General features: G+C 57.5%; 22 protein-coding genes. 10 read left to right on the plus strand and 12 right to left on the minus strand.

Features of this window, described 5'->3' with window-relative positions; genetic code table 11:
* Window positions 1-7 precede the first annotated feature (7 nt).
* Window positions 8-886, plus strand: coding sequence for a hypothetical protein (locus ACFO6X_RS08795; protein WP_382432117.1), 879 nt, complete (start codon window positions 8-10; stop codon window positions 884-886).
* Between the two features lie 21 nt (window positions 887-907).
* Here ACFO6X_RS08795 and ACFO6X_RS08800 read toward each other — a convergent pair whose 3' ends face one another.
* Window positions 908-2893, minus strand: a complete 1986-nt coding sequence (locus ACFO6X_RS08800) for a monovalent cation:proton antiporter family protein (RefSeq protein WP_382432119.1) — start codon at window positions 2891-2893, stop codon at window positions 908-910.
* 47 nt (window positions 2894-2940) lie between these two features.
* Here ACFO6X_RS08800 and ACFO6X_RS08805 point away from each other — a divergent pair, with 47 nt between their 5' ends.
* From ACFO6X_RS08805 to lptC, 3 genes are read left to right on the plus strand one after another with little or no spacing between them, the layout of a single operon-like run.
* A complete protein-coding gene (locus tag ACFO6X_RS08805; protein WP_382432121.1) occupies window positions 2941-3942 on the plus strand; it encodes a KpsF/GutQ family sugar-phosphate isomerase in 1002 nt (333 codons plus the stop codon).
* A gap of 12 nt (window positions 3943-3954) precedes the next feature.
* Window positions 3955-4503, plus strand: a complete 549-nt coding sequence (locus ACFO6X_RS08810) for a KdsC family phosphatase (RefSeq protein WP_382432123.1) — start codon at window positions 3955-3957, stop codon at window positions 4501-4503.
* On the plus strand, window positions 4500-5105 hold the full coding sequence (gene lptC, locus ACFO6X_RS08815) for an LPS export ABC transporter periplasmic protein LptC (protein WP_382432125.1): 606 nt from the start codon (window positions 4500-4502) through the stop codon (window positions 5103-5105). The genes ACFO6X_RS08810 and lptC overlap by 4 nt, the downstream gene beginning before the upstream one ends.
* A gap of 111 nt (window positions 5106-5216) precedes the next feature.
* Here the strand turns inward: lptC and ACFO6X_RS08820 are convergent, their stop codons facing one another.
* The 7 genes from ACFO6X_RS08820 to uvrA all read right to left on the minus strand — a co-directional run bounded on the left by ACFO6X_RS08820 (window position 5217) and on the right by uvrA (window position 14563).
* Window positions 5217-5810: an RNA recognition motif domain-containing protein gene (locus ACFO6X_RS08820; protein WP_382432127.1), complete on the minus strand. Its 594-nt coding sequence runs from the start codon at window positions 5808-5810 to the stop codon at window positions 5217-5219.
* Between the two features lie 274 nt (window positions 5811-6084).
* Window positions 6085-6456 (minus strand): RNA recognition motif domain-containing protein, encoded by a 372-nt coding sequence (locus ACFO6X_RS08825; RefSeq protein WP_382432129.1) that lies wholly within the window; start codon window positions 6454-6456, stop codon window positions 6085-6087.
* Window positions 6457-6622: 166 nt separating this feature from the next.
* On the minus strand, window positions 6623-8599 hold the full coding sequence (locus tag ACFO6X_RS08830) for a methyl-accepting chemotaxis protein (RefSeq protein WP_382432131.1): 1977 nt from the start codon (window positions 8597-8599) through the stop codon (window positions 6623-6625).
* 21 nt (window positions 8600-8620) lie between these two features.
* Entirely contained in the window at window positions 8621-9445 is an 825-nt protein-coding gene (gene pyrF / locus ACFO6X_RS08835) for an orotidine-5'-phosphate decarboxylase (RefSeq protein WP_382432133.1), read from the minus strand.
* Between the two features lie 16 nt (window positions 9446-9461).
* On the minus strand, window positions 9462-10052 hold the full coding sequence (gene metW, locus ACFO6X_RS08840; protein ID WP_382432134.1) for a methionine biosynthesis protein MetW: 591 nt from the start codon (window positions 10050-10052) through the stop codon (window positions 9462-9464).
* Entirely contained in the window at window positions 10049-11176 is a 1128-nt protein-coding gene (metX, locus tag ACFO6X_RS08845) for a homoserine O-succinyltransferase MetX (RefSeq protein WP_382432136.1), read from the minus strand. The genes metW and metX overlap by 4 nt, the downstream gene beginning before the upstream one ends.
* A 453-nt stretch (window positions 11177-11629) precedes the next feature.
* The gene (gene uvrA / locus ACFO6X_RS08850) at window positions 11630-14563 is read right to left on the minus strand and encodes an excinuclease ABC subunit UvrA (protein ID WP_382432138.1); all 2934 of its coding nucleotides are present in this window, start codon (window positions 14561-14563) and stop codon (window positions 11630-11632) included.
* 210 nt (window positions 14564-14773) lie between these two features.
* Here uvrA and ACFO6X_RS08855 point away from each other — a divergent pair, with 210 nt between their 5' ends.
* Both ACFO6X_RS08855 and ssb read left to right on the plus strand, forming a co-directional pair.
* The gene (locus tag ACFO6X_RS08855; protein ID WP_382432164.1) at window positions 14774-15952 is read left to right on the plus strand and encodes an MFS transporter; all 1179 of its coding nucleotides are present in this window, start codon (window positions 14774-14776) and stop codon (window positions 15950-15952) included.
* 101 nt (window positions 15953-16053) lie between these two features.
* Entirely contained in the window at window positions 16054-16599 is a 546-nt protein-coding gene (gene ssb, locus ACFO6X_RS08860) for a single-stranded DNA-binding protein (protein ID WP_382432140.1), read from the plus strand.
* A gap of 11 nt (window positions 16600-16610) precedes the next feature.
* Here ssb and mnmA read toward each other — a convergent pair whose 3' ends face one another.
* Together mnmA and ACFO6X_RS08870 are read right to left on the minus strand one after the other, a co-directional pair.
* Window positions 16611-17726 (minus strand): tRNA 2-thiouridine(34) synthase MnmA, encoded by a 1116-nt coding sequence (gene mnmA / locus ACFO6X_RS08865; protein WP_382432142.1) that lies wholly within the window; start codon window positions 17724-17726, stop codon window positions 16611-16613.
* On the minus strand, window positions 17723-18232 hold the full coding sequence (locus ACFO6X_RS08870) for an NUDIX hydrolase (RefSeq protein ID WP_382432144.1): 510 nt from the start codon (window positions 18230-18232) through the stop codon (window positions 17723-17725). Before ACFO6X_RS08870 ends, mnmA begins: the two co-directional genes overlap by 4 nt.
* A gap of 139 nt (window positions 18233-18371) precedes the next feature.
* On the opposite strand from ACFO6X_RS08870, the gene ACFO6X_RS08875 reads away from it, so the two are divergent.
* From ACFO6X_RS08875 to ACFO6X_RS08885, 3 genes are all read left to right on the plus strand, one after another.
* The gene (locus ACFO6X_RS08875; protein ID WP_382432146.1) at window positions 18372-19448 is read left to right on the plus strand and encodes a DUF533 domain-containing protein; all 1077 of its coding nucleotides are present in this window, start codon (window positions 18372-18374) and stop codon (window positions 19446-19448) included.
* 146 nt (window positions 19449-19594) lie between these two features.
* Window positions 19595-21190, plus strand: a complete 1596-nt coding sequence (locus ACFO6X_RS08880) for a methyl-accepting chemotaxis protein (RefSeq protein ID WP_382432148.1) — start codon at window positions 19595-19597, stop codon at window positions 21188-21190.
* A 33-nt stretch (window positions 21191-21223) separates the two neighbouring features.
* Complete coding sequence (locus tag ACFO6X_RS08885) at window positions 21224-21658, plus strand: bacteriohemerythrin (RefSeq protein WP_382432150.1); 435 nt, start codon at window positions 21224-21226, stop codon at window positions 21656-21658.
* Here ACFO6X_RS08885 and ACFO6X_RS08890 read toward each other — a convergent pair.
* Both ACFO6X_RS08890 and ACFO6X_RS08895 read right to left on the minus strand, forming a co-directional pair.
* Window positions 21651-22058 (minus strand): bacteriohemerythrin, encoded by a 408-nt coding sequence (locus tag ACFO6X_RS08890; RefSeq protein WP_382432152.1) that lies wholly within the window; start codon window positions 22056-22058, stop codon window positions 21651-21653. The two genes, ACFO6X_RS08885 and ACFO6X_RS08890, sit on opposite strands and share 8 nt — an antisense overlap.
* Window positions 22036-22287, minus strand: a complete 252-nt coding sequence (locus tag ACFO6X_RS08895; protein ID WP_382432154.1) for a hypothetical protein — start codon at window positions 22285-22287, stop codon at window positions 22036-22038. The genes ACFO6X_RS08890 and ACFO6X_RS08895 overlap by 23 nt, the downstream gene beginning before the upstream one ends.
* A 367-nt stretch (window positions 22288-22654) precedes the next feature.
* On the opposite strand from ACFO6X_RS08895, the gene ACFO6X_RS08900 reads away from it, so the two are divergent.
* A complete protein-coding gene (locus ACFO6X_RS08900; RefSeq protein WP_382432156.1) occupies window positions 22655-24592 on the plus strand; it encodes a GGDEF domain-containing protein in 1938 nt (645 codons plus the stop codon).
* Window positions 24593-24745: the final 153 nt, after the last annotated feature.

A 24745-nucleotide genomic window follows, 5' to 3' on the forward strand; every position in this document is an offset into this window, starting at 1 on the left:
GAATGCCATGTCCTTGTTGAGCTGGTTCACGCGCAAATCCACCCCGGCCAAGCCGCGCACAAGCGATGCGGCTGGCTTGCTCAATGCTGACGCCACCGTACCCCTGGTGCCAGGCTCCGATGGTCAGCCACTGCTCAAACCGGCTCCCACCGAACATGCAGCCAACCGCGTCAATGAGCGCATGGAGCGGCGCGAGCTGCTTTATATCGTCGTACGCGATGCAATGGTGCGTGCCGGGGTGCTCTCGGCCAGCTACAAATTCAAGGTGCTGTCGCTCGACCAAAAGGGCCGTCAATTCCTGATCATGATGGACTTGGCCCGCGAATACGGCGGCGAAACCGCCCGTCTGAGTGAAATTGAGGCTTTAATTGCCCAAACAGCCAAGGCCCGCTACGACATTGCCGTCACAGCGGTGTATTGGCGCATCAACGACCATGTAGCAGTGGGCCTGCCCCAAAAGGCTGGGGCAGCTGCTGTAGCCCCAGCCCCCAGCCGTCCAACCGCTCCCACAGCCCCCGAACGGCCTGCACACCGCCCCCGCCCCGTTCCGGTGGCCGCTGCGGCCCCCGTCCCTGTCGCCCCAGAGCTGCCAGTGCATGTCACCCCACCACCAGTGGCCGTTCCGCCCCCGGTGGTGACACCAGTCCATACGCCCGCCCACGGCACCCGATTCGACCCCATCGAGGCCGAAGAGGTGGCGGCCTTCAAACGGGCCTTGGCCAGTGCGGCGGCCGCCCGCCCCGCCAGCAATGTACCGTTGGGGGTCTCGGTGCATTCTGGGCCACTGCGTCAGCCTGTCAGCGACACCGGCTTTGCCGATACCGAAATGCCTGTCGATGCCCGTGGCCCCGACCTGAGCAGCACCCAATACGGCGAACTGCGCTAAGCCGCTCCCGCCTCGGCCTTTTCAGCCGCGCAACAGCTTGTCCTGCGCACCCAACAAGGCCGACGGGTGGCCCGACAGCACCAAGGTATCGCCCGCTGCCAACACCAAGGTGTCGGCCAGCAGGGCAATGCGTCCATTGCCGTGGCGCAAACTCACCACCCGTACTCCCATGGCGTGCAAAGCCAGTTCCCCCAACGGTTGGCCCAGCGTCTTAGCGCCTGGGGGCAGGGTCACGGTAGACAGGCGCTCTTGATCACGCTCCTGCACCGTATCATCATCGGCCCCATGAAAATACCCACGCAGCAGGTTATAGCGGGCCTCGCGCTGATCTTGCACCCGCCGGATCACCCGGCGCATCGGCACCCCCACCAAGGCCAAAGCATGGCTAGCCAACATCAGTGAGCCTTCAATGGCCTCTGGCACGATCTCGGTAGCACCTGCTGCCAGCAAGCGATCCAGATGCAAATCATCCTGCGTACGCACCACCACAGGCACTTGGGGCGCATGACTGCGGGTATGGGCCAACACCTTCAATGCTGCAGGCACATCCAAATAGGTGACAGCCACAGCACTGGCACGCACCAGCCCAGCCGCCACCAGCGCCTGCAAGCGCGTGGCATCGCCATAGACAACCGAATGACCCGCTGCAGCAGCTTGGCGCACCCGGTCGGGGTCTAAGTCCAACGCCATGTAGGGAATCCCTTCTTGCTCCAGCATCCGCGCCAAGTTCTGACCGCAACGGCCATAGCCACAAATAATCACATGCTTGCTGGTATCAATGGCCTTGCGGGCAATTTGTGTCATTTGGATAGATTGCTGCATCCAGTCACTGGCTACCAGCTTCATCACAATCTGGTTGCTGTACATGATCAAGAACGGCGTTGCCAACATCGACAACACCATCGCTGCCAAGATCGGATTCATCAATGCTGGGCGCAACAGGCCATGCTCGTGCATCAGGGCTAACAGCACAAAACCAAACTCCCCCGCCTGCGCCAAGTACAGCCCAGCACGCAACCCCACCCCCGTGGTGGCCCCCATCCCCCGCGCCAGCAGCAAAATAACGCCCAATTTGATCAACAGCGGCACCACCAACAAGCCCAACACCAGCGCCCACTGCTCCACCAGAATGTGCCAGTCCAGCATCATGCCAATGGTGATGAAAAACAGCCCCAGCAGCACATCATGAAAAGGCCGAATATCAGTGCCCACTTGGTGTCGGTATTCAGTCTCTGAGACCAACACCCCGGCAATAAAAGCCCCCAACGCCAGACTCAGCCCCGCCAGCTCAGTCAGCCATGCCAGGCCCAAGGTAATGAGCAACAGATTGAGCATGAACAGCTCATCACTCTTGCGCCGTGCCACCAGCGTTAACCACCAACGCATCAGCCCCTGCCCCCCCGTGAGCAGTACCGTCACCAGCACCACCGCCTTGAGTGAAGCCCAACCCAATGCAGGCAGCAAATTGTCTGGCGAGGCCGCTAATGCCGGAATCAACACCAGCAGTGGCACCACCGCCAAATCTTGGAACAACAAAATGCCCATGATGCGCCGACCATGCTCACTTTCAATCTCAGCGCGTTCAGCCATCAGCTTGACCACAATGGCCGTACTGCTCATGGCTAGCGTGCCCCCCAACGCCAGTGCCGTCTGCCAGCCTACATCCCAAACCCCTGCAAGCCCTTGGGCCAACAACAAAGTACCACCAAAGCCCGCCACCATCGTCAGCAGCACTTGCAGCAGGCCCAAGCCAAACACATCGCGCTGCATCGCCCGCAGCTTAGGCAAGCTGAATTCCAGCCCAATCGAAAACATCAAAAACACCACGCCAAATTCGCCCAGATGGCGCACACTCTCCGAGTTCTGCGCCAAGGCCAGTGCATGGGGGCCAATCAAGATACCGGCGGTCAGGTAACCCAGCATGGGGGGCAGTTTGAGGCTACGGCAAACAACCACCCCCAACACGGCGGCCAATAAATAAAGCAAAGTCAAGGCAAGTGAGGACATGCGCGAATCCTAGCCCAGCCCCTGGGTGTGACCGATAAAATCGGCACATGCAAGCTGCCTCTGGCGCCCCGCGCCCCTTTGACGCCGACCAAGCTCTCCGCTTGGGCCGAGAAACTTTTGACATCGAAACTGCTGCCCTACGGGCGGCGGGTCAGCGCCTGGATAAGCACTTTGCCCAAGCGGTGCAACAGATGCTGCACACGCGCGGGCGCATCGTGGTGATGGGCATGGGCAAGAGCGGCCATGTAGGGCGCAAGATAGCGGCGACCCTCGCCTCTACGGGCACCCCCGCCCTGTTTGTTCACCCTGGCGAAGCCAGCCACGGCGATTTGGGCATGATCACCCAACAAGATCTGCTGTTGGCAATTTCTAACAGTGGTGAAAGTGCCGAACTCAACGCCGTGCTACCCGTACTCAAGCGCCTAGGGGTCACTGTCGTGGCCATGACTGGGCAAGCCCAGTCCACCCTGGCCCGACATGCCGATCTGGTACTCGACACCCAAGTGGAGCGCGAAGCCTGCCCGCTCAATTTGGCCCCCACTGCCAGCACCACAGTGCAGTTGGCGCTGGGCGATGCCTTGGCCGTAGCCCTGCTCGACGCCAGAGGCTTTCGGGCCGAAGATTTTGCCCGTTCACACCCCGGCGGCGCTCTTGGACGCAAACTGCTAACCCATGTCAGCGACATCATGCGCAGCGGCGACGAAGTGCCACGCGTCGCCCCTGAAGCCAGCTTCAGCACCCTGATGCGCGAGATGAGTGCCAAACGGTTGGGCGCTTCGGCCATCGTCAATACCGATGGTCAGGTATTGGGCATCTTCACCGATGGCGATCTGCGCCGCCGCTTGGAGATGGGGGCCGACCTGCGCAGTGCCACTGCGGCCCAATTGATGCACCCCCACCCCCACACCATCACAGAAAATGCCTTGGCCGTAGATGCGGCCGTGCTGATGGAGGAGCACGGCATCACCAGCGTGCTGGTACTCAACGCACAAGACTGCCTCACAGGCATGGTGCATATCGGCGACTTGATGCGCGCCAAAGTCATCTGAAAGGCGGCCGCCATGTCCGCACCTACTCTTGTTTTTGCTCCCGAATTGTTGCTGCGTGCCCAAGGGGTGCGGGTAGCATTCTTTGATGTCGATGGCGTGCTCACCGATGGGGGGCTGTACATCACCGAACAGGGCGAAACCCTCAAGCGGTTCCACACGCTCGATGGCCACGGCCTCAAGTTATTGCAACAGGCAGGCATCATCCCCGCCGTGATCACGGGCCGCGATTCTGCTCCGCTGCGGCTGCGGCTGCGGGCTTTGGGCATTGAACACGCCATTTTTGGCACCGAAGACAAGCGCCCAGCAGCAGAAGAGATTTTGAGCACCTTGGGCCTGCAATGGTCACAAGCAGCGGCCATGGGAGACGATTGGCCCGATCTGCCAGTCATGCGCCGCTGTGCCATCGCCTGCGCCCCCGCCCAAGCCCATACCGAGGTACGCGCCCAAGCCCACTACACCACCACCGCCCCCGGCGGAGAGGGGGCCGTGCGCGAATGGTGCGACTTGTTGCTCATAGCCAGCGGCCACTACCGCCGCCTACTGGCAGCCTACCAAACATGAGCAGTGCCCTGCACCGGCGCTGGGACAGCGTCTCTATGTACCTGCCTGTGCTGCTGATGGGTCTGCTCGCGCTGGGCACCTGGTGGCTGGTGCGCAATGCACCACAAGCCCCTGGCACTGCCGCCGCCCAAGTGCCCTCATCTGGGCCAGACTATTTCATGCGCCAGTTTTCTGTACAACGCTTTGACCCCACAGGCCGGCTCGAGAGTGAGGTGCAAGGCGAGATGGCACGACACTACCCCGGCAACGACACCCTGGAAATTGACCAAGTGCGCATCCAGGCCCGCACCCTCCAAGGCCAACAAACACAAGCCCGTGCAGATCGGGCCCTCAGCAATGGTGATGGCTCCGAAATCCAATTGTTTGGCAATGCGCTCATCACCCGGCAAGGGCCATCGGCTGCATCTTCCCCCTCCATGGAATTTCGTGGTGAATTTTTGCACCTGTGGCCCCAGTCTGAACGGGTACGCTCTCACCTGCCAGTGCGCCTGACGCGGGGCCAAGACCAATTTACCGCCGATACGATGGAATACGACCACTTGGAGCAAGTGTTGCAACTGCGAGGCCGGGTGCGCGGCACCTTGATGCCACCACGACGCTAAGGCGCCCCTGCGTGGGACCACAAACCAAAGGGCACGTTGCGCAAACAACGTGCCCTTTGGTTGTGCAGCAGCCCTTTAGCCTATTGGGCTTATGGGCCTGCTCACTAGATCTCAATAACCACCCTGACCGCCATAGCCGCCACCATCGCGACCACCCCGGCCACGGGGGCCATTGCCATAAGGACTGCGAAAGCCCCCTTCGGTGCGGCCGCCGCTCTCACCACCACGGGCGGCGCCGTAGCCACCGCCGCCGTAGCCGCCTTCACGGTTGCCACCACCATAACCGCCTTCACGACCACCGCCGTAGCCACCCTCACGGTTGCCGCCACCGTAGCCACCGCCACCTTCGCGACCGCCGCCGTAGCCGCCTTCACGGCCACCACCACCGTAGCCACCGCCACCAGTGCGAGCACCATAGCCACCACCGCCATAACCACCACTGCGGGGGGGGCGAGGCTCCATCGGACGGGCTTCGTTGACCACAATGTTGCGCCCACCCATAGACTGGCCGTTCATGCCATTGATGGCGGCCTGGGCTTCAGGATCGCTGCCCATTTCGACAAAACCAAAGCCTTTAGAACGGCCTGTATCACGCTCCATCATCACCTTGGCGCTGGTCACATTACCAAACTCGCCAAATGCCTGGGCCAGATCATCGTCACGCACACCATAGGGCAGGTTGCCCACATACAGTTTATTGCCCATCAAGGGACTCCTAAAAAACACTTTTGACACCGCGATGGAGCCCCGAAAACTCAGTCAGCACACCCTCAGGATACGCTGCGCCCGCCACTACAGGATCACCGCAAAACCAATACGAGCGCCGCCCGCAGTAGCATTATGTCCCGGGGAAATGGGCAAAACGCAAGGATTTTTACAAGCTGTAGTGTGTCTTTTTAACAACGCCATAAAAAAAGAGCCCGAAGGCTCTTTTGAAGTACTTGTTTCCGGCCCGAAAGCCAAAGGTCAAGACTGGGGATTAGTAACCGCCACGGCCACCGCCGTAACCGCCGCCACCACCGTAGCCACCACCGCTGCGGCCACCGCCGCCGTAGCCGCCACCATTGCCACCGCCGTAACCACCGCTGCGGGGGGGACGGGGCTCCATAGGACGGGCTTCGTTGACGACCAGATCACGGCCACCAAAATTTTGACCATGCACGCCTTGGATGGCGGATTGGGCTTCAGCATCGCTGCCCATCTCGACAAAGCCAAAACCCTTGGAACGGCCGGTGTCGCGCTCCATCATGACTTTGGCGCTAGCAACAGCACCGTACTGGCTGAAAGTTTGCTCCAGATCTTGGTCGCGGAAAGAGTAGGGCAGGTTGCCCACGTAAAGTTTGTTGCCCATGAAGGACTCCCGAAAAAACATAAAACGCGATGGAGCCCGACGCAATCAACAAACCTGTGACGACTTCAAAGACGCGAAACTGACCAATCACCGCTAACTTAACCGCTTCTCTGCTGTGGCAGAAAAGCCAAGCCATTATGGGCCAAATTCTCCTGTGCACTGATATTTATTTTTCGACACCCAAGCGCAAGCCCACCCCAGGCTCTGAATTGTGGGATGAATCGAGTCGAAACAAAGATACGGTCTGCACCAAACCTTCTGCCTGACCGCGCAAACTAGCAGCGGCGGCGGCCATCTCTTCTACCAAGGCGGCATTTTGCTGTGTGACCTGATCCATGTGCGTAATGGCCGTACTGACTTCAGAAACCCCAGTGGACTGCTCTTGGCTCGCGGCACTGATGGCGCCCATGATGTCGGCCACCCGGCGCACACTCACCACGATCTCGTCCATCGTGCTGCCCGCTTGCTCCACCAACGTACACCCCGCACTCACATTCCCCACCGACGCCTCTATCAAATCCTTAATCTCTCGCGCCGCCGTTGCCGACCTCCCCGCCAAATTCCTCACCTCGCTCGCCACCACCGCAAAACCCCTGCCCTGCTCTCCCGCCCGCGCCGCCTCTACCGCTGCGTTCAACGCCAGAATGTTGGTCTGGAAGGCAATGCCGTCAATCACTCCAATAATGTCGGCTATCTTGCGCGAGGAGCTGTTGATCGCCTCCATGGTGTGAACCACTTGGGCCACTACAGCCCCGCCCTTCACAGCGACTTGGGTTGCGCTCTCAGCCACTTGGTTGGCTTGGCGGGCGCTTTCTGCATTCTGGTGTACGGTCGCATTGAGTTGCTCCATCGATGAAGCAGTCTTTTCCAAGGCTCCAGCCTGCGTCTCGGTACGGGCGGACAGGTCATTGTTGCCCTGAGCGATCTCGGCACTGGCAGTGGCCAAGCTCTCGGCACTGCGGCGCACTTGGGCAACTACTGGGCGCAATTTGGCACGCATCTGTTGTTGTGCATCAATCAACTGGCCCACCTCGTTGCTTCCATACGGCAGATCAGCCCCTGCCAAATCTCCTTGGGCCACAGCACGGGCCAAGGCTTGGGCTTGGGCCAAAGGCTGGGTGATGGAACGCACAAACACAATGGCCAGCACAACGGTGCTCAGCAATATCAACAACAGCACAGCACCCACCCCAAGCAGGGTCAACTGCTGGCGCTCGGCGCGCTCTTGCAGCCTGACCTCCAGTGCCTCCATCGCCAAGTCATTGACCTTGAACAAGGTATCGATGGTGCGGGTGAAATCATCAAAATAATCCTTGGCAGGCATTTGCAAACTGGCCGCATGGATCAAGTTTTGGTCTGCCATTTGGCGCGTTGCATCGATGCGCGCCTTCAAATCACGGGTCGGGCCTTCCAGCTTTTGGCGAAATTCTGCATGGGCGGCCATAGCCCGATCAAAATTACGAAAGGTCTCTCCATGCAATTCTCCAGCGCGCTGCTGCAAGGCTTGCAAGGTGCTTTTCCCTGCGGGTGACAACACCCCTTGCACCAGAAAACTCGACCCCTGGGCCCGCATGATGCCCAATTTCTCACTCAACATCGGAGCATGCACCAGAGTGGCTTGGATCAGGGCGTTGGTGTCTGCATCAGGATCCATCTGCAACTTGTAGACATAACGCACCTCTTCACCCAGTAGCATGACAGTGGCAATTAACTGGGTGTGCTGTGCTGTGCTTTGTGGTGGCGTCAGGCTGCGCGCCGCCACCTGTGGCTCCAGTGCCTGCCAAGTTTGTTTGATTTTGTCCCAAGCAGCCACATGCACTGCCGGCATCGCTGCTGCGGCAAAACGCTCATCCACCTGTACCAATGCCTTAGCCAAGGCATCGCGTACCGCTGGGCGACGAGCACCCAGCCCTTCGTCTCCGCTGAGCATACTGGCTGACAAGCCACGGTGTATTTGCATCAATTGCACGGCCTTGTTCAGTGCAATCAGTGGCGGAGCGCCCGTCACTTCCATACGCTCATCTGCAATCGTTTGCAGTGCATGCTCCACATACAAGAAGGTAGGCAAGGCCCCCATCAGCAACCCGATGGCACCAAGAATCATGAATTTCTGGAGCAAACTCCAACGGTGCAGCAGCGACATAAGCGTTATGGGTGAGATTGTTCAGGGGCGGGCCGCCTGTAGCACATCGCGCGTCTTGCGTGCTTCGCGGCGAGCGGCATCAGCAAAGTCAGCGCCATTGCTGGCATAAAGGATGGCCCGTGAGGAGTTGACTACGATAGGGCCATTGGGGCGCCAACCTGCACGCACAGTGGCCAAAGCATCGCCCCCTTGGGCACCCACGCCAGGAATCAGCAAAGGCACTGTGGGTGCCAAAGCCCGCACCCGCTCAATCTCAGCAGGATAGGTGGCCCCCACCACCAGTCCTAGCTGACCATTGTGATTCCAAGAGCCCTGGGCCAAACGGGCAATGTGCTCGTACAACAAGGGCTCCCCAGCGATGCTGGCTAATCGCTGGTTCTGAAAATCATCCCCGCCGGGATTGGACGTACGACACAGTAAAAAAGCCCCCTTGCCTGGATAACGCAGGTAAGGCTCTATCGAATCCAAGCCCATAAAGGGCGAGAGCGTGACTGCATCAGCGCCATAACGTTCAAAGGCTTCTTTGGCGTATTGCTCTGCGGTAGAACCAATGTCACCCCGCTTGGCATCCAAGATGATAGGCACCTGTGGCGCATGGCTGCGCATGTGCTGCATCAGGCGCTCTAGCTGGTCTTCTGCACCGTGGGCGGCAAAGTAGGCAATCTGGGGCTTGAAGGCACAGACCAAATCTGCGGTGGCATCCACAATGGCCGCACAGAAGTCATAGATCTTGCGGGGGTCTCCCTGCATGGCAGCAGGAAACCGGGAGGGTTCAGGGTCTAAACCCACGCACAGCATGGAGTTGTTTTGCGTGGCCGCAGCGTGCAGCATGTCAAGGAAGGTCATGGTGCAATTTTAAGGTTCAGCCCACGTCACGCCGCAGATGGAATACCGCTGTGCTGGCTCGAACATTGGGTAAAAAACGCACCTTCTGCCCATTCTGCAAGCCAAAGGCATCCAAGATATGCAACTGGTTCTTCTGTGCCAACACGGCAAAGTCGGCATAGGTACCCACGCGGATATTGGGTGTGTCATACCACTGGTAAGGCAAGCGGCGGGTCACGGGCATACGGCCGCGCAGCACTGACAGCCGGTTGGGCCAATGGGCAAAGTTGGGAAAGGCCACAATACCGGCCTGCCCTACACGAGCGGTCTCGCGCAGCATGGTCTCGGCATTGCGCAGGTGCGGCAGGGTGTCAATCTGCAGCACGACATCGAACGAGTTGTCGGCAAACATCGCCAGCCCCTCCTCCAGGTTCAGCTGGATCACATTGACCCCCCGGCGCGCGCAGGCCAACACATTGGCATCATCGATCTCAATGCCATATCCACTACAGCCACGTTCACGTTGCAAGTAGTCGAGCAAGACGCCATCACCACAACCCAAATCGAGCACGCGCGAACCAGCAGGCACCAAAGCTGCAATGGCCTGCATAGTGGCTTTTTCGGTCATGCAAACTCCTTGGCAATGCGCTGGAAATAAGCGCCGATGAGGTTCATGTAACGAACATCGTCCAGCAAAAAAGCATCATGCCCATGGGGGGCATCAATCTCGGCATAGCTCACATCACGCCGGTTATCCAACAGCGCCTTCACGATCTCGCGGCTGCGCTGTGGCGAAAACCGCCAATCAGTGCTAAAGCTCACCAGCAAGAATTGGGCCGTAGCCCGCGCCAGGGCTTGACTCAAGTCACCACCAAACGCACGGGCTGGATCAAAGTAATCCAAGGCACGGGTGATGAGCAAATAGGTATTGGCGTCAAAGTACTCACTGAACTTGTCACCTTGGTAGCGCAAATAGCTCTCAATCTGGAATTCGATGTCTTGGGTGCTGTATTTCAGCTCCAAGCCCTCGCGCAATTGGCGCCCGAACTTCTCGTTCATCACATCGTCACTCAAATAAGTGATGTGACCAATCATGCGGGCGATACGCAACCCGCGTTTGGGCACCACACCGTGTTGGTAGAAGTGACCACCGTGGAAGTCTGGATCGGTCACGATGGCCCGCCGGGCCACTTCATTGAAGGCAATGTTTTCTGCATTGAGGTTGGGCGCACTGGCCACCACCACCGCGTGACGCACCCGCTCAGGGTATTGCAGTGTCCAGCTCAATGCTTGCATACCGCCCAAACTACCCCCCAGCACGGCGGCCAACTGCTGCACCCCCAAGCAGTCCAACAAACGGGCCTGGGCATTGACCCAGTCCTCCACTGTGACCACTGGGAAGTCTGAGCCATAGACCTGACCTGTCTCTGGGTTGGTATGCATGGGGCCAGTGGAGCCAAAGCAAGAGCCCAGGTTGTTGATGCCAATGACAAAGAACCGATTGGTATCGACTGGCTTGCCAGGGCCAATCATGTTGTTCCACCAACCTTCGCTTTTTTCCTGACCCGCATAGACACCTGCTACGTGGTGCGAAGCGTTCAGGGCATGACAGACCAAGACGGCATTGGAACGCTCCGCATTCAAGGTGCCATAAGTCTCGTAAGCCAGTGTGTAGTCACGGATACGGGCACCGCTTTGCAATGACAGCGCCTGTGGAAAGTGCAGAAATTCAGGGGTGGCGATGAACGACATAGAAAAGCCCGGCAACGCTAAAAACGGGGCCGGGCAAAGCTGTCGGTCTGTCTTTAGCTGGATTTATAGAGCGCCCGCAAGCTGTGGCAAATCGGCGCATGGGGCCACTATAGCAAAAGCAAGTTTGTTTGGCAGGCCAATAGGGTTAAGCACAAGGGGTGTAGCGCCTGTCTTGGGGCTGGAATTCCCCACAAAAGTTATCCCAGGTTGTTATCTTTTTTCTTATGTATATATTTAGTAGTAGTAGTAGAAGGAACCGTTTTTCTGTGGATAAGTGAACTTTTTCTTTATAAATCAGTGACTTAGTCAGTGGATAACCCTGTGGAAACCACCCTTGTTTTCCTGTGTCCGAAAAATGAACAACTTTGGAGAAGTTCACTACCCTGTGGGTAACTGCATAGTTATTCAAAAAATTTCCACAGGGTTATCCACAGGCAAAATGGTTTCATTTGCTTACAAGTAGCTGCGCAAGTAGCGTCCAGTATGGCTGTCAGGATGGGCTGCCAAGGCTTCAGGGGAGCCGGTGGCGACCACAGTGCCGCCACCGGCTCCGCCCTCTGGCCCCATGTCGATCAGCCAATCGGCGGTTTTGATGACGTCGAGGTTGTGCTCAATCACCACAATGGTGTTGCCCGCATCACGCAATTGGTGCAACACCTGAAGCAGCAAGGCAATGTCAGCAAAGTGCAGCCCAGTGGTGGGTTCATCCAGGATATAAAGGGTTCTGCCTGTGTCGCGCTTGCTCAGTTCTTGTGCCAACTTGACGCGCTGTGCTTCTCCGCCTGAGAGCGTTGTGGCGCTTTGTCCGAGGCGGATATAACTCAGACCAACATCTAGCAAAGTGCGGAGTTTGCGGGCAATGCTGGGTACGTCTTTGAAGAAAGCGTATGCGTCTTCTACCGTGAGTTCCAGAATTTGTGCAATGTGGCGGCCTTTCCATTGCACTTCTAGGGTTTCGCGGTTGTAGCGTTGGCCGTGGCAGACATCGCAGGGCACATAGACATCGGGCAGAAAGTGCATTTCGACCTTCACCACGCCATCGCCTTGGCAAGCTTCGCAGCGGCCACCGGCCACATTGAAGGAAAAGCGCCCAGGGCCATAGCCACGCTCTTTGGCGGTGTGGGTTTCGGCCATCAGTTCGCGGATTGGGGTAAACAGGCCGGTATAGGTGGCTGGGTTGCTGCGTGGGGTGCGGCCTATGGGGGATTGATCGACGTTAATGACTTTGTCGAAGTAGTCCATGCCTTCGAGAGCCTCGTGGGGGGCTGGTTCGTCGTGGGCGCGATAAAGCTGTCGGGCAACGGCTTTGTGCAGAGTGTCATTGACCAGTGTGCTTTTGCCAGAGCCGGAAACACCTGTCACGCAGGTGAGCAGGCCCACCGGAAAATCCACACTGATGTTTTGCAGGTTGTTGCCTTGAGCACCAATGAGGCGCAATTGCTGTGTGGCCTTGGGTGGCGTACGCCGCATGGGCACAGGAATGGATTGTGTACCTGCCAGATAGCGTCCGGTAGGCGATTGGGGATTGGCACGCACTTGCTCGTAACTGCCTTGTGCCATGACTTGTCCTCCGTGCATCCCAGCGCCCGGCCCCAGGTCGATGATGTGGTCGGCCGCGCGCATCATGTCTTGGTCGTGTTCCACCACAATCACGCTGTTGCCAATGTTGCGCAGGTGTTGCAAGGTAGCAATCAAGCGGTCGTTGTCTCGTTGGTGCAGGCCGATACTGGGTTCATCCAGTACATACATTACGCCCGTCAGGCCCGAGCCAATTTGTGAAGCCAGCCGGATACGCTGGGCTTCGCCACCGCTCAGGCTTTCGGCACTGCGGCCTAGGCTGAGATAGTTCAGGCCTACATCATTGAGAAATTGCAGACGGGTCAGAATTTCGCGCACTATCGGGGCGGCAATCTCGGCCTTGGTACCCGATAGTTGTAGGCCAGAAAACCAAGCATGGGCCTCGGCCAATGTGCTGTGGCTGATGTCTTGGATGGCTCGGGCTTGGGGGCCGTGGCCCACTTTGACGTGCCGGGCTTCGCGGCGCAAGCGTGCCCCTAGGCAGTCGGGGCAGGGTTGGGTGCTGCGCCAGCGGGCCAATTCTTCACGCACGGCGCTGGAGTCGGTGTCGCGCCAGCGCCGTGCCATGTTGGGCAAGATGCCTTCAAACGGATGTTGCTTGACGATGGCTTGCCCTTTGTGGGTGCCACTGCCCAAAAAATATCGAAAGGCAATGGATTCATGGCCCGAGCCATACAAGATCACCTGTTGTACGGTGTTTGGCAAGGCAGCAAATGGGGTTTCCAGATCAAAGCCGTAATGTTGGGCCAAACTCTCTAACAAGGCAAAGCCAGTGCTGTTGCGCCGATCCCAACCGTGGATGGCTCCACTGGCTAAACTCAGAGAGGGAAAAGCCACTACCCGTGTCGCATCAAATACTTCGCTGTGGCCAATGCCATCGCAGCTTGGGCAAGCCCCTAATGGGGCATTGAAGGAGAACAGACGAGGCTCTAGTGTGGGCTGGGTGTAGTGGCACACCGGACAGGCAAACTGGCTGCTCAACAGGTGCTCGCTGCCCGTATCCATTTCCAGCGCCAGCACTTGTCCGCTGGCATCTGGGCCGGCCACACGCAGCGCGGTCTCCAAGCTCTCGGCCAGCCGTTGCTGCACTTCGGGGCGCACCTTGAGCCGGTCGATCACCACATCCACATCGTGTTTCTCTGTTTTTTTCAGCGGGGGCAATTGCTCGTGCGTGTAAATCTGCCCATCCACCCGAAAGCGGACATAGCCGCGGGCCTGCATCTCTTTGAACAGTTCGGTGAATTCGCCTTTGCGCTGGCGTGCTATGGGGGCCAGCACCATCAAGCGGGTGTCTGCGGGTAGTGCCAGCAGGGTGTCTACCATTTGGCTGATGGTTTGTGCTGTCAGTGCCTGACCGTGCTCAGGGCAGTGGGGGGTGCCGGCCCGTGCATAGAGTAGGCGCAGGTAATCGTGGATTTCTGTCACCGTACCCACCGTGGAGCGTGGATTGTGGCTGGTGGCTTTTTGTTCGATGGCGATGGCAGGAGACAGTCCCTCAATCCAGTCCACATCAGGCTTGTCTAGCCTCCCTAAAAATTGGCGGGCATAGGTAGACAGGCTTTCCACATAACGGCGCTGGCCTTCGGCATAGAGGGTGTCGAAAGCCAGACTCGATTTGCCTGAGCCTGAGAGCCCGGTGATGACCACCAATTGTTCACGCGGGATGTCGAGATCAAGGTTTTTTAGGTTGTGCGTGCGCGCCCCTCGGATGCTGATGCAGTGGTGCCGGGCCAGGGCAGCCGCCAGTGGGCGGCCTTCTTCAGTGGGAAAAGCAGGGTTGTCTGAGGGGGGGAGGGAAAGTGCGTTCACGGTAGATGTGGCAGGCGGACCAAAGCTGACCATGATAGGGACAGCCCATAGGCCCAAGGCATCCAATCGGCGCTTCGCGCACAATCACCCCCTTTGGCGGCTGTTGTCTGTCGTGCCGGGTGTGCTGCCCGCGTCTGAGAACCCACTGTGTCTTCTTCTCCTTCTTCTTCTCCCTCTGTAGCGGCTTCGGACAAGCCGGTGCGTGCCTTGATGACGGCACTGGAGCGCCGCTCTAGTGTCTCGCTGGCACTGATTTTTGCCTTGCGTATGTTGGGCCTGTTTTTGGTGCTGCCCGTGTTTGCGATTGAAGCGCGCCATTACCCCGGTGGCGATGACCCTGCACTGGTCGGGTTGGCGATGGGCATCTATGGCTTGACGCAAGCTTGTCTGCAATTGCCCTTGGGTATGGCATCGGACCGTTTTGGTCGCAAGCGCATCATCGTGTTGGGCCTGCTGGTGTTTGCGGTGGGCAGTTTTTGGGCGGCTGGGGCCGATAGCCTGATGGGCTTGTTGTGGGGCAGAGCGTTTCAGGGGGCAGGTGCCGTGTCAGCGGCTGTCACGGCCTTGTTGGCCGATCAGACCCGTGATGTGGTTCGCACCAAAGCGATGGCATTGATCGGGGGAGGGATCGCCCTGATGTTTGCACTGGCTCTGGTGTTGGCTCCCCTGTTGGCCTCCCAGATAGGCCTGGGGGGTTTATTTGGTCTCACTGGTGCTTTGGCACTGTGTGGTGTGGCTATTGTGGTTTGGTGGGTGCCGCCGGAGCCAGTACAGCACCAAGAGGCTGCCCGTGGCCGTCTGGTCGATGTTTGGCAACACCCTGCGTTGTTGCGTCTGAATTTGGGTGTTTTTGCACTGCACACGGTACAGATGGCTATGTGGGTGGCGGTGCCTGCCTTGCTGGTGCAGGCAGGATTGGCCAAAGGGTTGCATTGGCAAGTGTATTTGCCTGCGGTGTTGGTGTCCTTTTTGTTTCTGGGGGGCTTGTTCGCGTTGGAGCGGCGTGGCCATCTGCGTGCGGCTTTGTTGGGCGCGATTGCTCTGGTGCTGTTGGTGCAGGTTGGGCTAGGCTGGATGGCTGCCAGTGTCCAGATGCCTTCGCTGTGGGTGTTGGGTGGGTTGTTGTTGGTGTTCTTTTGTGGCTTTAACGCTTTGGAGGCCAGCCAGCCCAGTCTGGTATCACGCATGGCACCGGCACAGATGCGTGGTGCAGCATTAGGGGTGTACAACACGCTGCAATCCTTGGGCTTGTTTGCTGGTGGAGTGCTGGGTGGAGTTTTGCTCAAAGGTGGAGGAGCTGCTTTGTTGTTTACAGTCACCACTGTGTTAACGCTGCTGTGGCTGTTGTGGACTTGGCCTTTGCGTCTTGTGGGGCGGGTGCCAGAGTAAGGTAGGCTGTGCACGGAAAACGACGGTTGGAACAGAAGCCTTATGCGGCACAATCAGCCGTTTGGCGCGTCGCGCACCCTCTCCTTTCAAGGTAAAGCAGCATGGCATCCATCAACAAAGTGATCATCGTCGGCAACCTGGGCCGTGACCCAGAAATGCGTACTTTCCCCAACGGCGATCAGGTGGCCAATGTCACCATCGCCACCACCGATAAGTGGAAAGACAAGCAAACAGGAGAAACCCGCGAGCACACCGAATGGCACCGCGTGGTTTTTAATGGCCGTCTGGCTGAGATCGTTGGGCAGTATCTGCGCAAAGGTTCGCAGGTCTATGTGGAAGGCTCCCTGCGCACCCGTAAGTGGACTGACCCTACAGGCGTAGAAAAATACAGTACCGAAATTCGTGCCGACCAGATGCAGATGCTGGGCAGTCGTCAGGGCATGGGCGGTGCTGGCCCACAAGGAGACGACGGTTACGCCAGCGATGCTGGCGGTTACGATGCCCCACGTCGTGCCGCACCAGCTGCACCCCGTATGGCGTCCCCGGCTGCACGCCCTGCCCCAGCAGCTCCTGCTCCTATGGCACCGCCTGCGCGTCCAGATGCCGGTTTTGGTGGTAACTTCGAGGACGATGACATCCCCTTCTGAAACGCACCTGTTTAAGAGGTGCTGACGGTGGCAATCACGCCACCACCCAAACAGACATCACCGTCATACAGCACCGCCGATTGCCCTGGCGTGACTGCCCACTGGGCGTCGGTAAAGTCCAAGGCAAAGTGTTGAGCGTTGGTGGGGGCTAGTGAGCAGAGGGTATCTTGCTGGCGGTAGCGTGTCTTGGCGGCATAGACGCCTGCCGCAGGGGGGTGGCCTGCTGTCCAGCTGGCCTCTTGTGCTGTCAGTTGGTGCGATAAAAGCCAAGGATGGTCGTGGCCTTGCACCACCCGCAGTACGTTTTTGTCTAGCTCTTTGCGTGCGACAAACCACGGTTGGTGTTCTCCACCACCTCGTTGGGCACCTTGTTCTTTGATGCCCCCAATGCCCAGTCCTTGGCGCTGGCCCAAGGTGTAAAAGCTCAGGCCCACATGTTGGCCGATTTTGCGGCCCCGTTCGTCCCAGATAGGGCCGGGTGCATGGTGAATGTAGCGGTTCAAAAACTCCCGGAAAGGCCGCTCACCAATGAAGCAAATTCCCGTAGAGTCCTTTTTTCGGGCATTGGGCAGGCCAATCTCTTCGGCAATCCGGCGCACCTCGGTCTTGTGCAGTTCACCCACCGGAAACCACGTCTTTGCCAACTGTGCTTGGTTGAGCCTATGCAAAAAATAACTTTGGTCTTTGCTGGGGTCTAGTCCCTTGAGCAGTTCAAACAGCCCTGTGTCTTGGTTTTGGCGCACGCGGGCGTAGTGGCCGGTGGCAATCTTTTCTGCTCCTAGCCGCATGGCGTGGTCTAGGAACGACTTGAACTTGATCTCGGCATTGCACAGAATATCTGGGTTGGGTGTGCGTCCTGCTTGGTATTCGCGCAGAAACTCGGCAAAAACCCGGTCTTTGTACTCTGCTGCAAAGTTGACATGCTCGATTTCAATGCCAATCACGTCGGCCACTGCCGCTGCATCTACAAAATCGATGTTTGACGAGCAGTATTCACTGTCGTCATCATCTTCCCAGTTTTTCATGAAGATGCCGACTACCTCGTGCCCTTGCTGTTTCAGCAGATAGGCCGTCACGGCCGAATCCACGCCACCACTCAGGCCAACGACCACACGTTGCTTGCTCATGGGGTGCCTTCCATGTTGCGTGCGTGGGGGTGGGTGAGCACACTGGCATCGGTATGGATCAGATCTACCGGGTGGCGCTGGCCTGCCAAATAGTCTTCAATACATTGCAGCACCAGCGGGCTGCGGTGGCGCTCGGTGCTGGCCCGCAGCTCTTCCAGTGTCATCCAGACGGGGCCGACGATGCCTTCATCCAGAGGTTGGTCAGGATGATGCTGTCCTAGCGTGCCGCAAAAGGCAAACCGCAGGTAGGTGATGTCATGCCCGGTGCGCGTACGGGTAAAACGGTTCAGATACACCCCTACCAGCCCTGTGGGGGTGAAATCGTACGCTGTCTCTTCCAGCACTTCACGGGCGCAGGCAGCCATGGGAGACTCTCCGGGGTCTAAATGCCCGGCAGGGTTGTTCAAACACAGGCCATCGGCAGTGTTCTCCTCGATCAGCATGAATTTTCCGTCGCGCTCGATGATGGCAGCCACGGTGACATTGGGTTTCCAGCGGTTTGGCATGGGCGCATTATCGCTATGGGCCGCATGTGATTCGGTGGTGTAGTGGAACCACTCCCCTGGGTCTGGTCTCTGAGGCGCTATGGGGCATGTCATCATGGCAGCCATCCCGATTCGTTCCATTGCCACAGGAGTTTTGCAGATGAATCCCGAACAACAGCGAGCCTTGTTGACCATTGCCTTGTACGCCGCTTTTGCTGATGGTCATAAAGCCGACAGTGAGCGCGAGACCATTCGTCAAATGGCAGAGTCTCTCTCCGACACCCAAGGTGCTCACCCACTCACCTCGTTGTACCAAGACGTGCTATTGCGGCGGGTGTCAGTGGCTGGCGCGGTACAGGCCTTGAGTGATCCAGCCCACCGCCAATTGGCTTATGAGATGGCCGTGTGTGTCTGCGATGCAGATGGCAGTCAAAGCCAAGCCGAGCGACTGTTTTTGGCAGATCTGCGCCACCAATTGGGTTTACCTGCCGAGTCTGTGCAGGCTTTTGAGTCCCAGGCAGACAGTGTGGCCGCTTGGGCGGCATCTGTGCCTGCACCACCAGCAGTTGTCCCAGCGGCAGCCAATACACCTTTGCCAGGCACCGGCCTGTTCGCCCAATGGCAGACTCCGGCAGCAGCAGCAGCAACTGCTGCTGCTGCAGTGGTTGCCTCCGCAGCGACTCCTGCCCCCCTGCCGGTCACTACAGTGCGGCCATCAGAGGCTGATCTGGACAAAAGCATCCTCCATTACGCCATCCTGAATGGTGCGCTGGAGTTGCTGCCCCAATCTTGGGCTTCTATGGCCATCATTCCGTTGCAAATCAAAATGGTCTATGCCATTGGCAAGGCACATGGTGTCGAACTGGACACCGGTCACATCAAAGAGTTTATTGCCGCAGCTGGTGTGGGGCTGACTTCGCAGTACTTGGAGCAGTTTGGTCGCAAACTGATGGGGGGGATGTTGGGCAAGGCACTGGGTAAAACGGCAGGTAAGCTTGGCAGCACTGCCACCGGCATGGCTTTTTCGTTTGCTACCACTTATGCCTTAGGCCAGTTGGCCAAGCGTTACTACGCGGGTGGACGCAGCATGAGCACCAATGTGCTGCGCTCAAGCTACCAAGACCTGCTGGCCCCGGCCAAACAACTACAAACCCAGTATCTACCACAAATTCAACAAAAAGCATCTACGTTGGATGCCGCCCAGATCATGGCATTGGTTAAGGGGCGAGGTCTTTGAAATACAGCGTGTAGAAATCGGCAGCTTTTGTGCGTTGGATCAGGTTTGATGTTTATGGACAGGGGTGCAATCTTGTTTTGCAATGCAAAAATGCGGGCTCTTTTTGACTTGCACTTTTCCGTTTGACTCTTTCCAAGGAAGTCCTTATGCCACCTATATCCCCGCCACCCAGGCGCAGTCTGCTGATTGGCACCCGTCTGGCGCTCGGATTTGGTTTGCTCATCACCATGATGCTGTGCATGGTGGTGGTGGGTTTGTTGCGCCTGACCGATGTGGCTGAGGCCAATCGTCATCTGATTGAAATCGAGTGGGTCAAAGCGGATGCTGCCAACACCCTGAGCACCATTGCTTTAGCCAATACCCGCCGCACTATTGAAATTGTCACGGCCCCCGATGCTGCCCATCGGGCCAAAATGCGTGCCGACATCTTGGCTGGGCGTGAGGCATTCTTGCAAGCCTTCAAAAAGCTACAAGAGCTGGTAGAGCTGCCTGCAGCCAAGGCACTACTGACAGAAGCCGAGCAAGCGCGGGCGCGTTACGTCACTTCGCAGGCCAAACTCAATGAGCTGGTGGATGCCGGGCGGTTGGACGAAGCCGCCTTAGAAATGAACACCCATACGCTGCCTGCGCTCAACACCGTGCAACAACGTGTTGATGCGTTGGCCAAGCTAGAGCAGCAACTGGTAGTGCAAAGCGGGGCCATTGCCCGCGACCAAGCCCATACTGGGCGCGTGTTGCTGTTGGGGCTGGGCGCAATCGGTTTGTTCAGTGCGGTAGTACTGGCCGTTTGGATCACACGTTCCATCACCATGCCATTGCGCAGTGCCGTGAAAGTAGCCCAGGCCGTTGCGGCTGGTGATTTGAGCAGCCACATTACAGTGCATTCCACTGACGAAACAGGGCAATTGCTCCAAGCCTTACAAGAGATGAACGCCGGCCTGTCTCGCATAGTGATTGAAGTGCGCAGTGGCAGTGACACCATCGCGATTGCCACTGGGCAGATTGCTGCTGGCAACCAAGACCTCTCCTCGCGTACCGAAGAGCAGGCCAGTGCCCTACAGCAAACGGCTGCGTCCATGCAAGAGCTGGCCAGCACCGTCAAACAAAACTTTGATAGTGGAAAACACGCCAACACCTTGGCTGAATCGGCGGCGCAGGTGGCGGTCAAAGGTGGGGCTGTGGTCGCCCAAGTGGTTCACACGATGGAGGCGATCAATGACTCCTCACGCAAGATAGCCGACATTATTGGAGTGATTGACGGCATTGCCTTCCAGACCAATATTTTGGCGTTGAACGCAGCGGTAGAGGCGGCGCGGGCGGGAGAGCAGGGCAGGGGTTTTGCGGTGGTGGCGAGCGAGGTGAGGAATTTGGCGGGGAGGTCGGCGACGGCGGCACGAGAGATCAAGGATTTGATAGAGGCGTCGGTGGGGAACGTGAGTGCGGGGTGTACGCTGGTGGAACAAGCGGGCAGCACGATGGATGAGATCGTGGTGAGTGTGCGCCGGGTGGCCGACATCATGCGTGAGATCAGTATGGCCAGTCAGGATCAGACCCAAGGCATCGATCAAATCAACCAAGCTATGGTGCAGATGGATCAGGTCACACAGCAAAATGCGGCGCTGGTGGAAGAAGCAGCCGCTGCTGCCCAAGCCCTAGAGCAACAGGCCCATACACTGGTTCATACTGCCAGCGTCTTCCGTTTGGGTGGTGTACCCTCCGAGTCACTGGTGCTACAGCGTTGATGGCTGTTGCGCACCACCCAAGAGGAGACCAAAATGGCTTATTTTGTCTGGGCCGATGACATGGTCATCGACAATGGCCCCATTGACGAGGACCATCGCAAACTGGTGGAACAGGTCAACACATTGCATACAGCCACCAGCGAAGGGCGTGGCAACGAAATCGTGGAAGCATTGCTGGCGCAGATCATTGCCGACACAGAAGAACACCTGCGCCATGAAGAGCAGCAGATGGAACAGGCCAAATTTCCAGATTTGGAGCGTCACAAACAGGGCCACGCATTGTTTGTAGCCCAGCTGCGGCGACTTCAACGCAAGCACCAAGGAGGCAGCATCACAGTAGCCTCGGAGTTATCCACAGCCTTGCGCGATTGGCTGTCGCTGCACATCCGGCGCAACGACAAGGAGTTGCGCACTTTCCTAGAACAAAAACGCCGCACCACCACAACAATGGTGCGTGCCCTCAGGTAATGCCCTGGGCCTGCAAGAACGGCACATAAGCCTTATCGGTGCGCATGATGTGCTCCAACAGCCAGTGCTTCAAAAACTCCATCAGTTCATAAGGCACATGCTGACCGTCTTCAAAATCGGTCAGTGCGTTCATGATGGTGCCAGTAAAACGGTTGTGTTGTGCCTTGTGTGCCCCGATATCTGGGTAGGCGTGTCGCTCAAACCATTCCTCCTCCATGATGAAGTGGTTCATGGTGTAGTCCATCAGCCCTTCCAGCACATGACCAACAGCAGCCCTGTCAGGGGTCTCTGCAGTCAATGCATCGTGCAACTCGTTGATCAAGTCCACCAGCCAGCGATGCTGCTCATCTACCTCTTGGATGCCCACAGCAATCGCATCATTCCACGGCATGAATGTCATCCGGCTTCTCCTTCGATAGGGACAGGCCTACTCCTGCCTGTTTCTTTGGCATGGTAAACGGAGAAGCCACCGTTCTATCGTCTGGATTAGTACCTGTTTGTGATCTGTTTGTCGTTTCTGTTGCGTTATCACTTGGGGCTTTGGATTCGATTGTCCCAGTAGATGAAATTGTTTCCCATTCAATATCGGCATCACAGCCGGTGCCAGCAGCAATCCAGCGTTGGGCCAAGCGGCGGCACCAGTGCAGTAGCCAAGGATGCCGCCACCCCGTAATCCTTGTTGGGTCTGTCAACAATCCACATTGGTAGCGTCTTAAGGCATCATCCCAGAGCAAGGCACGGCACGCCCCTGTACGTCGTCCAGACACCCAGATGCCCAGCGGACAAGGTTCAGCCAGACAACACAGGCCACAACCATTGCATGGAGTGCTCCAGGGAGGTTTAGTGGGAGCCTCACGGTGCCATGCCACTACCGTCAGCACAGGTGGGCAAGCATCTTGCTTGCCTGAAACAACCACACCATTGCAAGGCATTGATGTCTTGTCTGGAGGTAGATGGAGCCAATTTGGCATGTTTTGATTTCGGGACACACATCCCATGAGTGCAAAAACAGATGCTTTCAAACGCCAAGTCCTGCGTTTGGCTGGAGCATATCTGGTCGTGGCCATCAGCGTTTTACTGGCGCTGGGCTGGCCTTTGCATGAAAACTACCTGCGCAGCCGGGTCGAGGTGATCGAGGCCAGAGAGCAAGGCTATCTGAGCATCGCCGACCACATGGTGCATAAAGAGTTTTTAGAGGTCGCTGGTGATCTGGGCGTGATCAGTACCTCTGCTGTGCTTACCGACTTCCTCGACCAACCCAATCCATTGCACCACCAACGGTTGACCCTGGCATTGGAACAAGTGGTGCGCAACTATGGGCGTTATGTCGATCTACAAGTGCAGAACCTGCAAGGCCAGCCCTTGGTACAGGTAGAGCGGGTGGCGCTGTTGCAGCAGAACCACCTATCACAGGTTGCCGCCTCGGGTGCCAATCCTGCCACGGTGCTGCGCATCAGCACGCCCGTGTTCAACAGCCGCCAGCGCCAGGCAGGTATCCTGCAACTGGAGTTTCAGATCAGCGAACTGCTGGATGCCTTTGCCAAGGTGATGGCCCGTAACCCTTTTCATCAGGCCATGTTGGTGGGGCCGACCGGGGAGTGGCTCAGTCCCGGATCGTTCCTCATGGGCAGCGCAATACCATTGGCACAAAGCAATTTTGCCCAGCAATATCCAAGTGTTTGGGCCGCCATGTCGCGTCAGCGCACAGGGGCCGTACAGACAGCCCAAGGCTTATTTCTGTTCGATGCCATCCATCCATTGGAATTCGAAGCCTCTCCTTTGCCACCCGCTGCCGTATTGCACCACCAAGGCATGACCGTCATGGCCAGCCAACCGGGAGGCTACCACTGGAGATCGGTCATTCTGGTTCCTCAAGACTTCTTGGAAGACACCCCTTTCCTTTGGCGCAGTCATGGCCCCCTAGTGGGGGTGCTGTTGGCTATATTGGTTTTCGTCAGTTGGATCTTGGCTGAACGCAAGGTGTATGCCAATGTGGAGCGTGCCCGCGAACAACAAGATGCCCAAGAGATTGCCGCCCTCTACGATCAGGCACCTTGTGGCTATCACTCCTTAGATACCCACGGGTACATCATTCGCATGAACCTCACGGAACTGGGCTGGCTTGGCTACGAACGCGCTGAAGTACAAAACCGTTTGCGTCTGACCGATTTGCTCACCCCCGCCAGTGCCGCCCATTTCAAAAAACTCTTCACCCGACTCAAAGTCTCCGGACAGCTGCGCGATATCGCCCTAGATATGGTGCGCAAGGACGGTAGCATCCTGCCTGTTTTGCTCAACGCCACCGCCGAAATGAGTCCACAGGGCGAATTTCTGTCCAGTCGCACTGTTTGTGTAGACATGACAGAAATCCAGCGCCTGCAAAAAGCTTTAGAACGCAAAGCCAACACCGATGGTCTGACAGGCCTGTGCAATCGGCGTCATTTCTTCGAGTTAGGTGTGCGTGAGCTTTCTCGGGCCACCCGTCATCATCGCCCAGTAGTTGTTTGCATGATTGACATCGACCACTTCAAACAAGTCAACGACACCTATGGCCATGCCGCAGGAGACAAAGTGTTGGTGGTGATGGCCCGTACCTTGGCTCAGCAATTGCGTGATACCGATGTGCTGGCCCGGTTGGGGGGAGAAGAATTTGCTATTTTGCTGCCTGACACCCCTTTAGAGATTGCAAAAGAAATTGCTGAACGTTTGCGCACTGCATTGGCAGATGCCCGTGTCGCTCTAGATGATGGTGGTTTGTTGCACTTCACTGTGTCGATTGGCGTAGCGTTGCGCCATTCCAGCACCACCACCCTTGAGCAAATGCTCCGCAGTGCGGATGTGGCACTGTATGCAGCCAAAACTGCAGGGCGCAACCAAGTCCATATTGCGGCCTCTGACGGTGTTGCCGCCAAAGAAAATTCACTTTTTGTTTAAAGCACTTGCAACAGTGCAAAAAACTAATGTAGAATTCGAGGCTTCGCTACTAAGCAATGTTTGATACCAAGCGTGCTAAGTAAGCGGCAAGGATTTCAAGGTGGCGGGAATTAAAAACCCCATGCTTTGACAGGAGATAAAAACTTCTGATAT

It is taken from the genome of Giesbergeria sinuosa, from assembly GCF_042652905.1.
In the GTDB taxonomy this organism is placed as follows: Bacteria; Pseudomonadota; Gammaproteobacteria; order Burkholderiales; family Burkholderiaceae_C; genus Simplicispira; species Simplicispira sinuosa.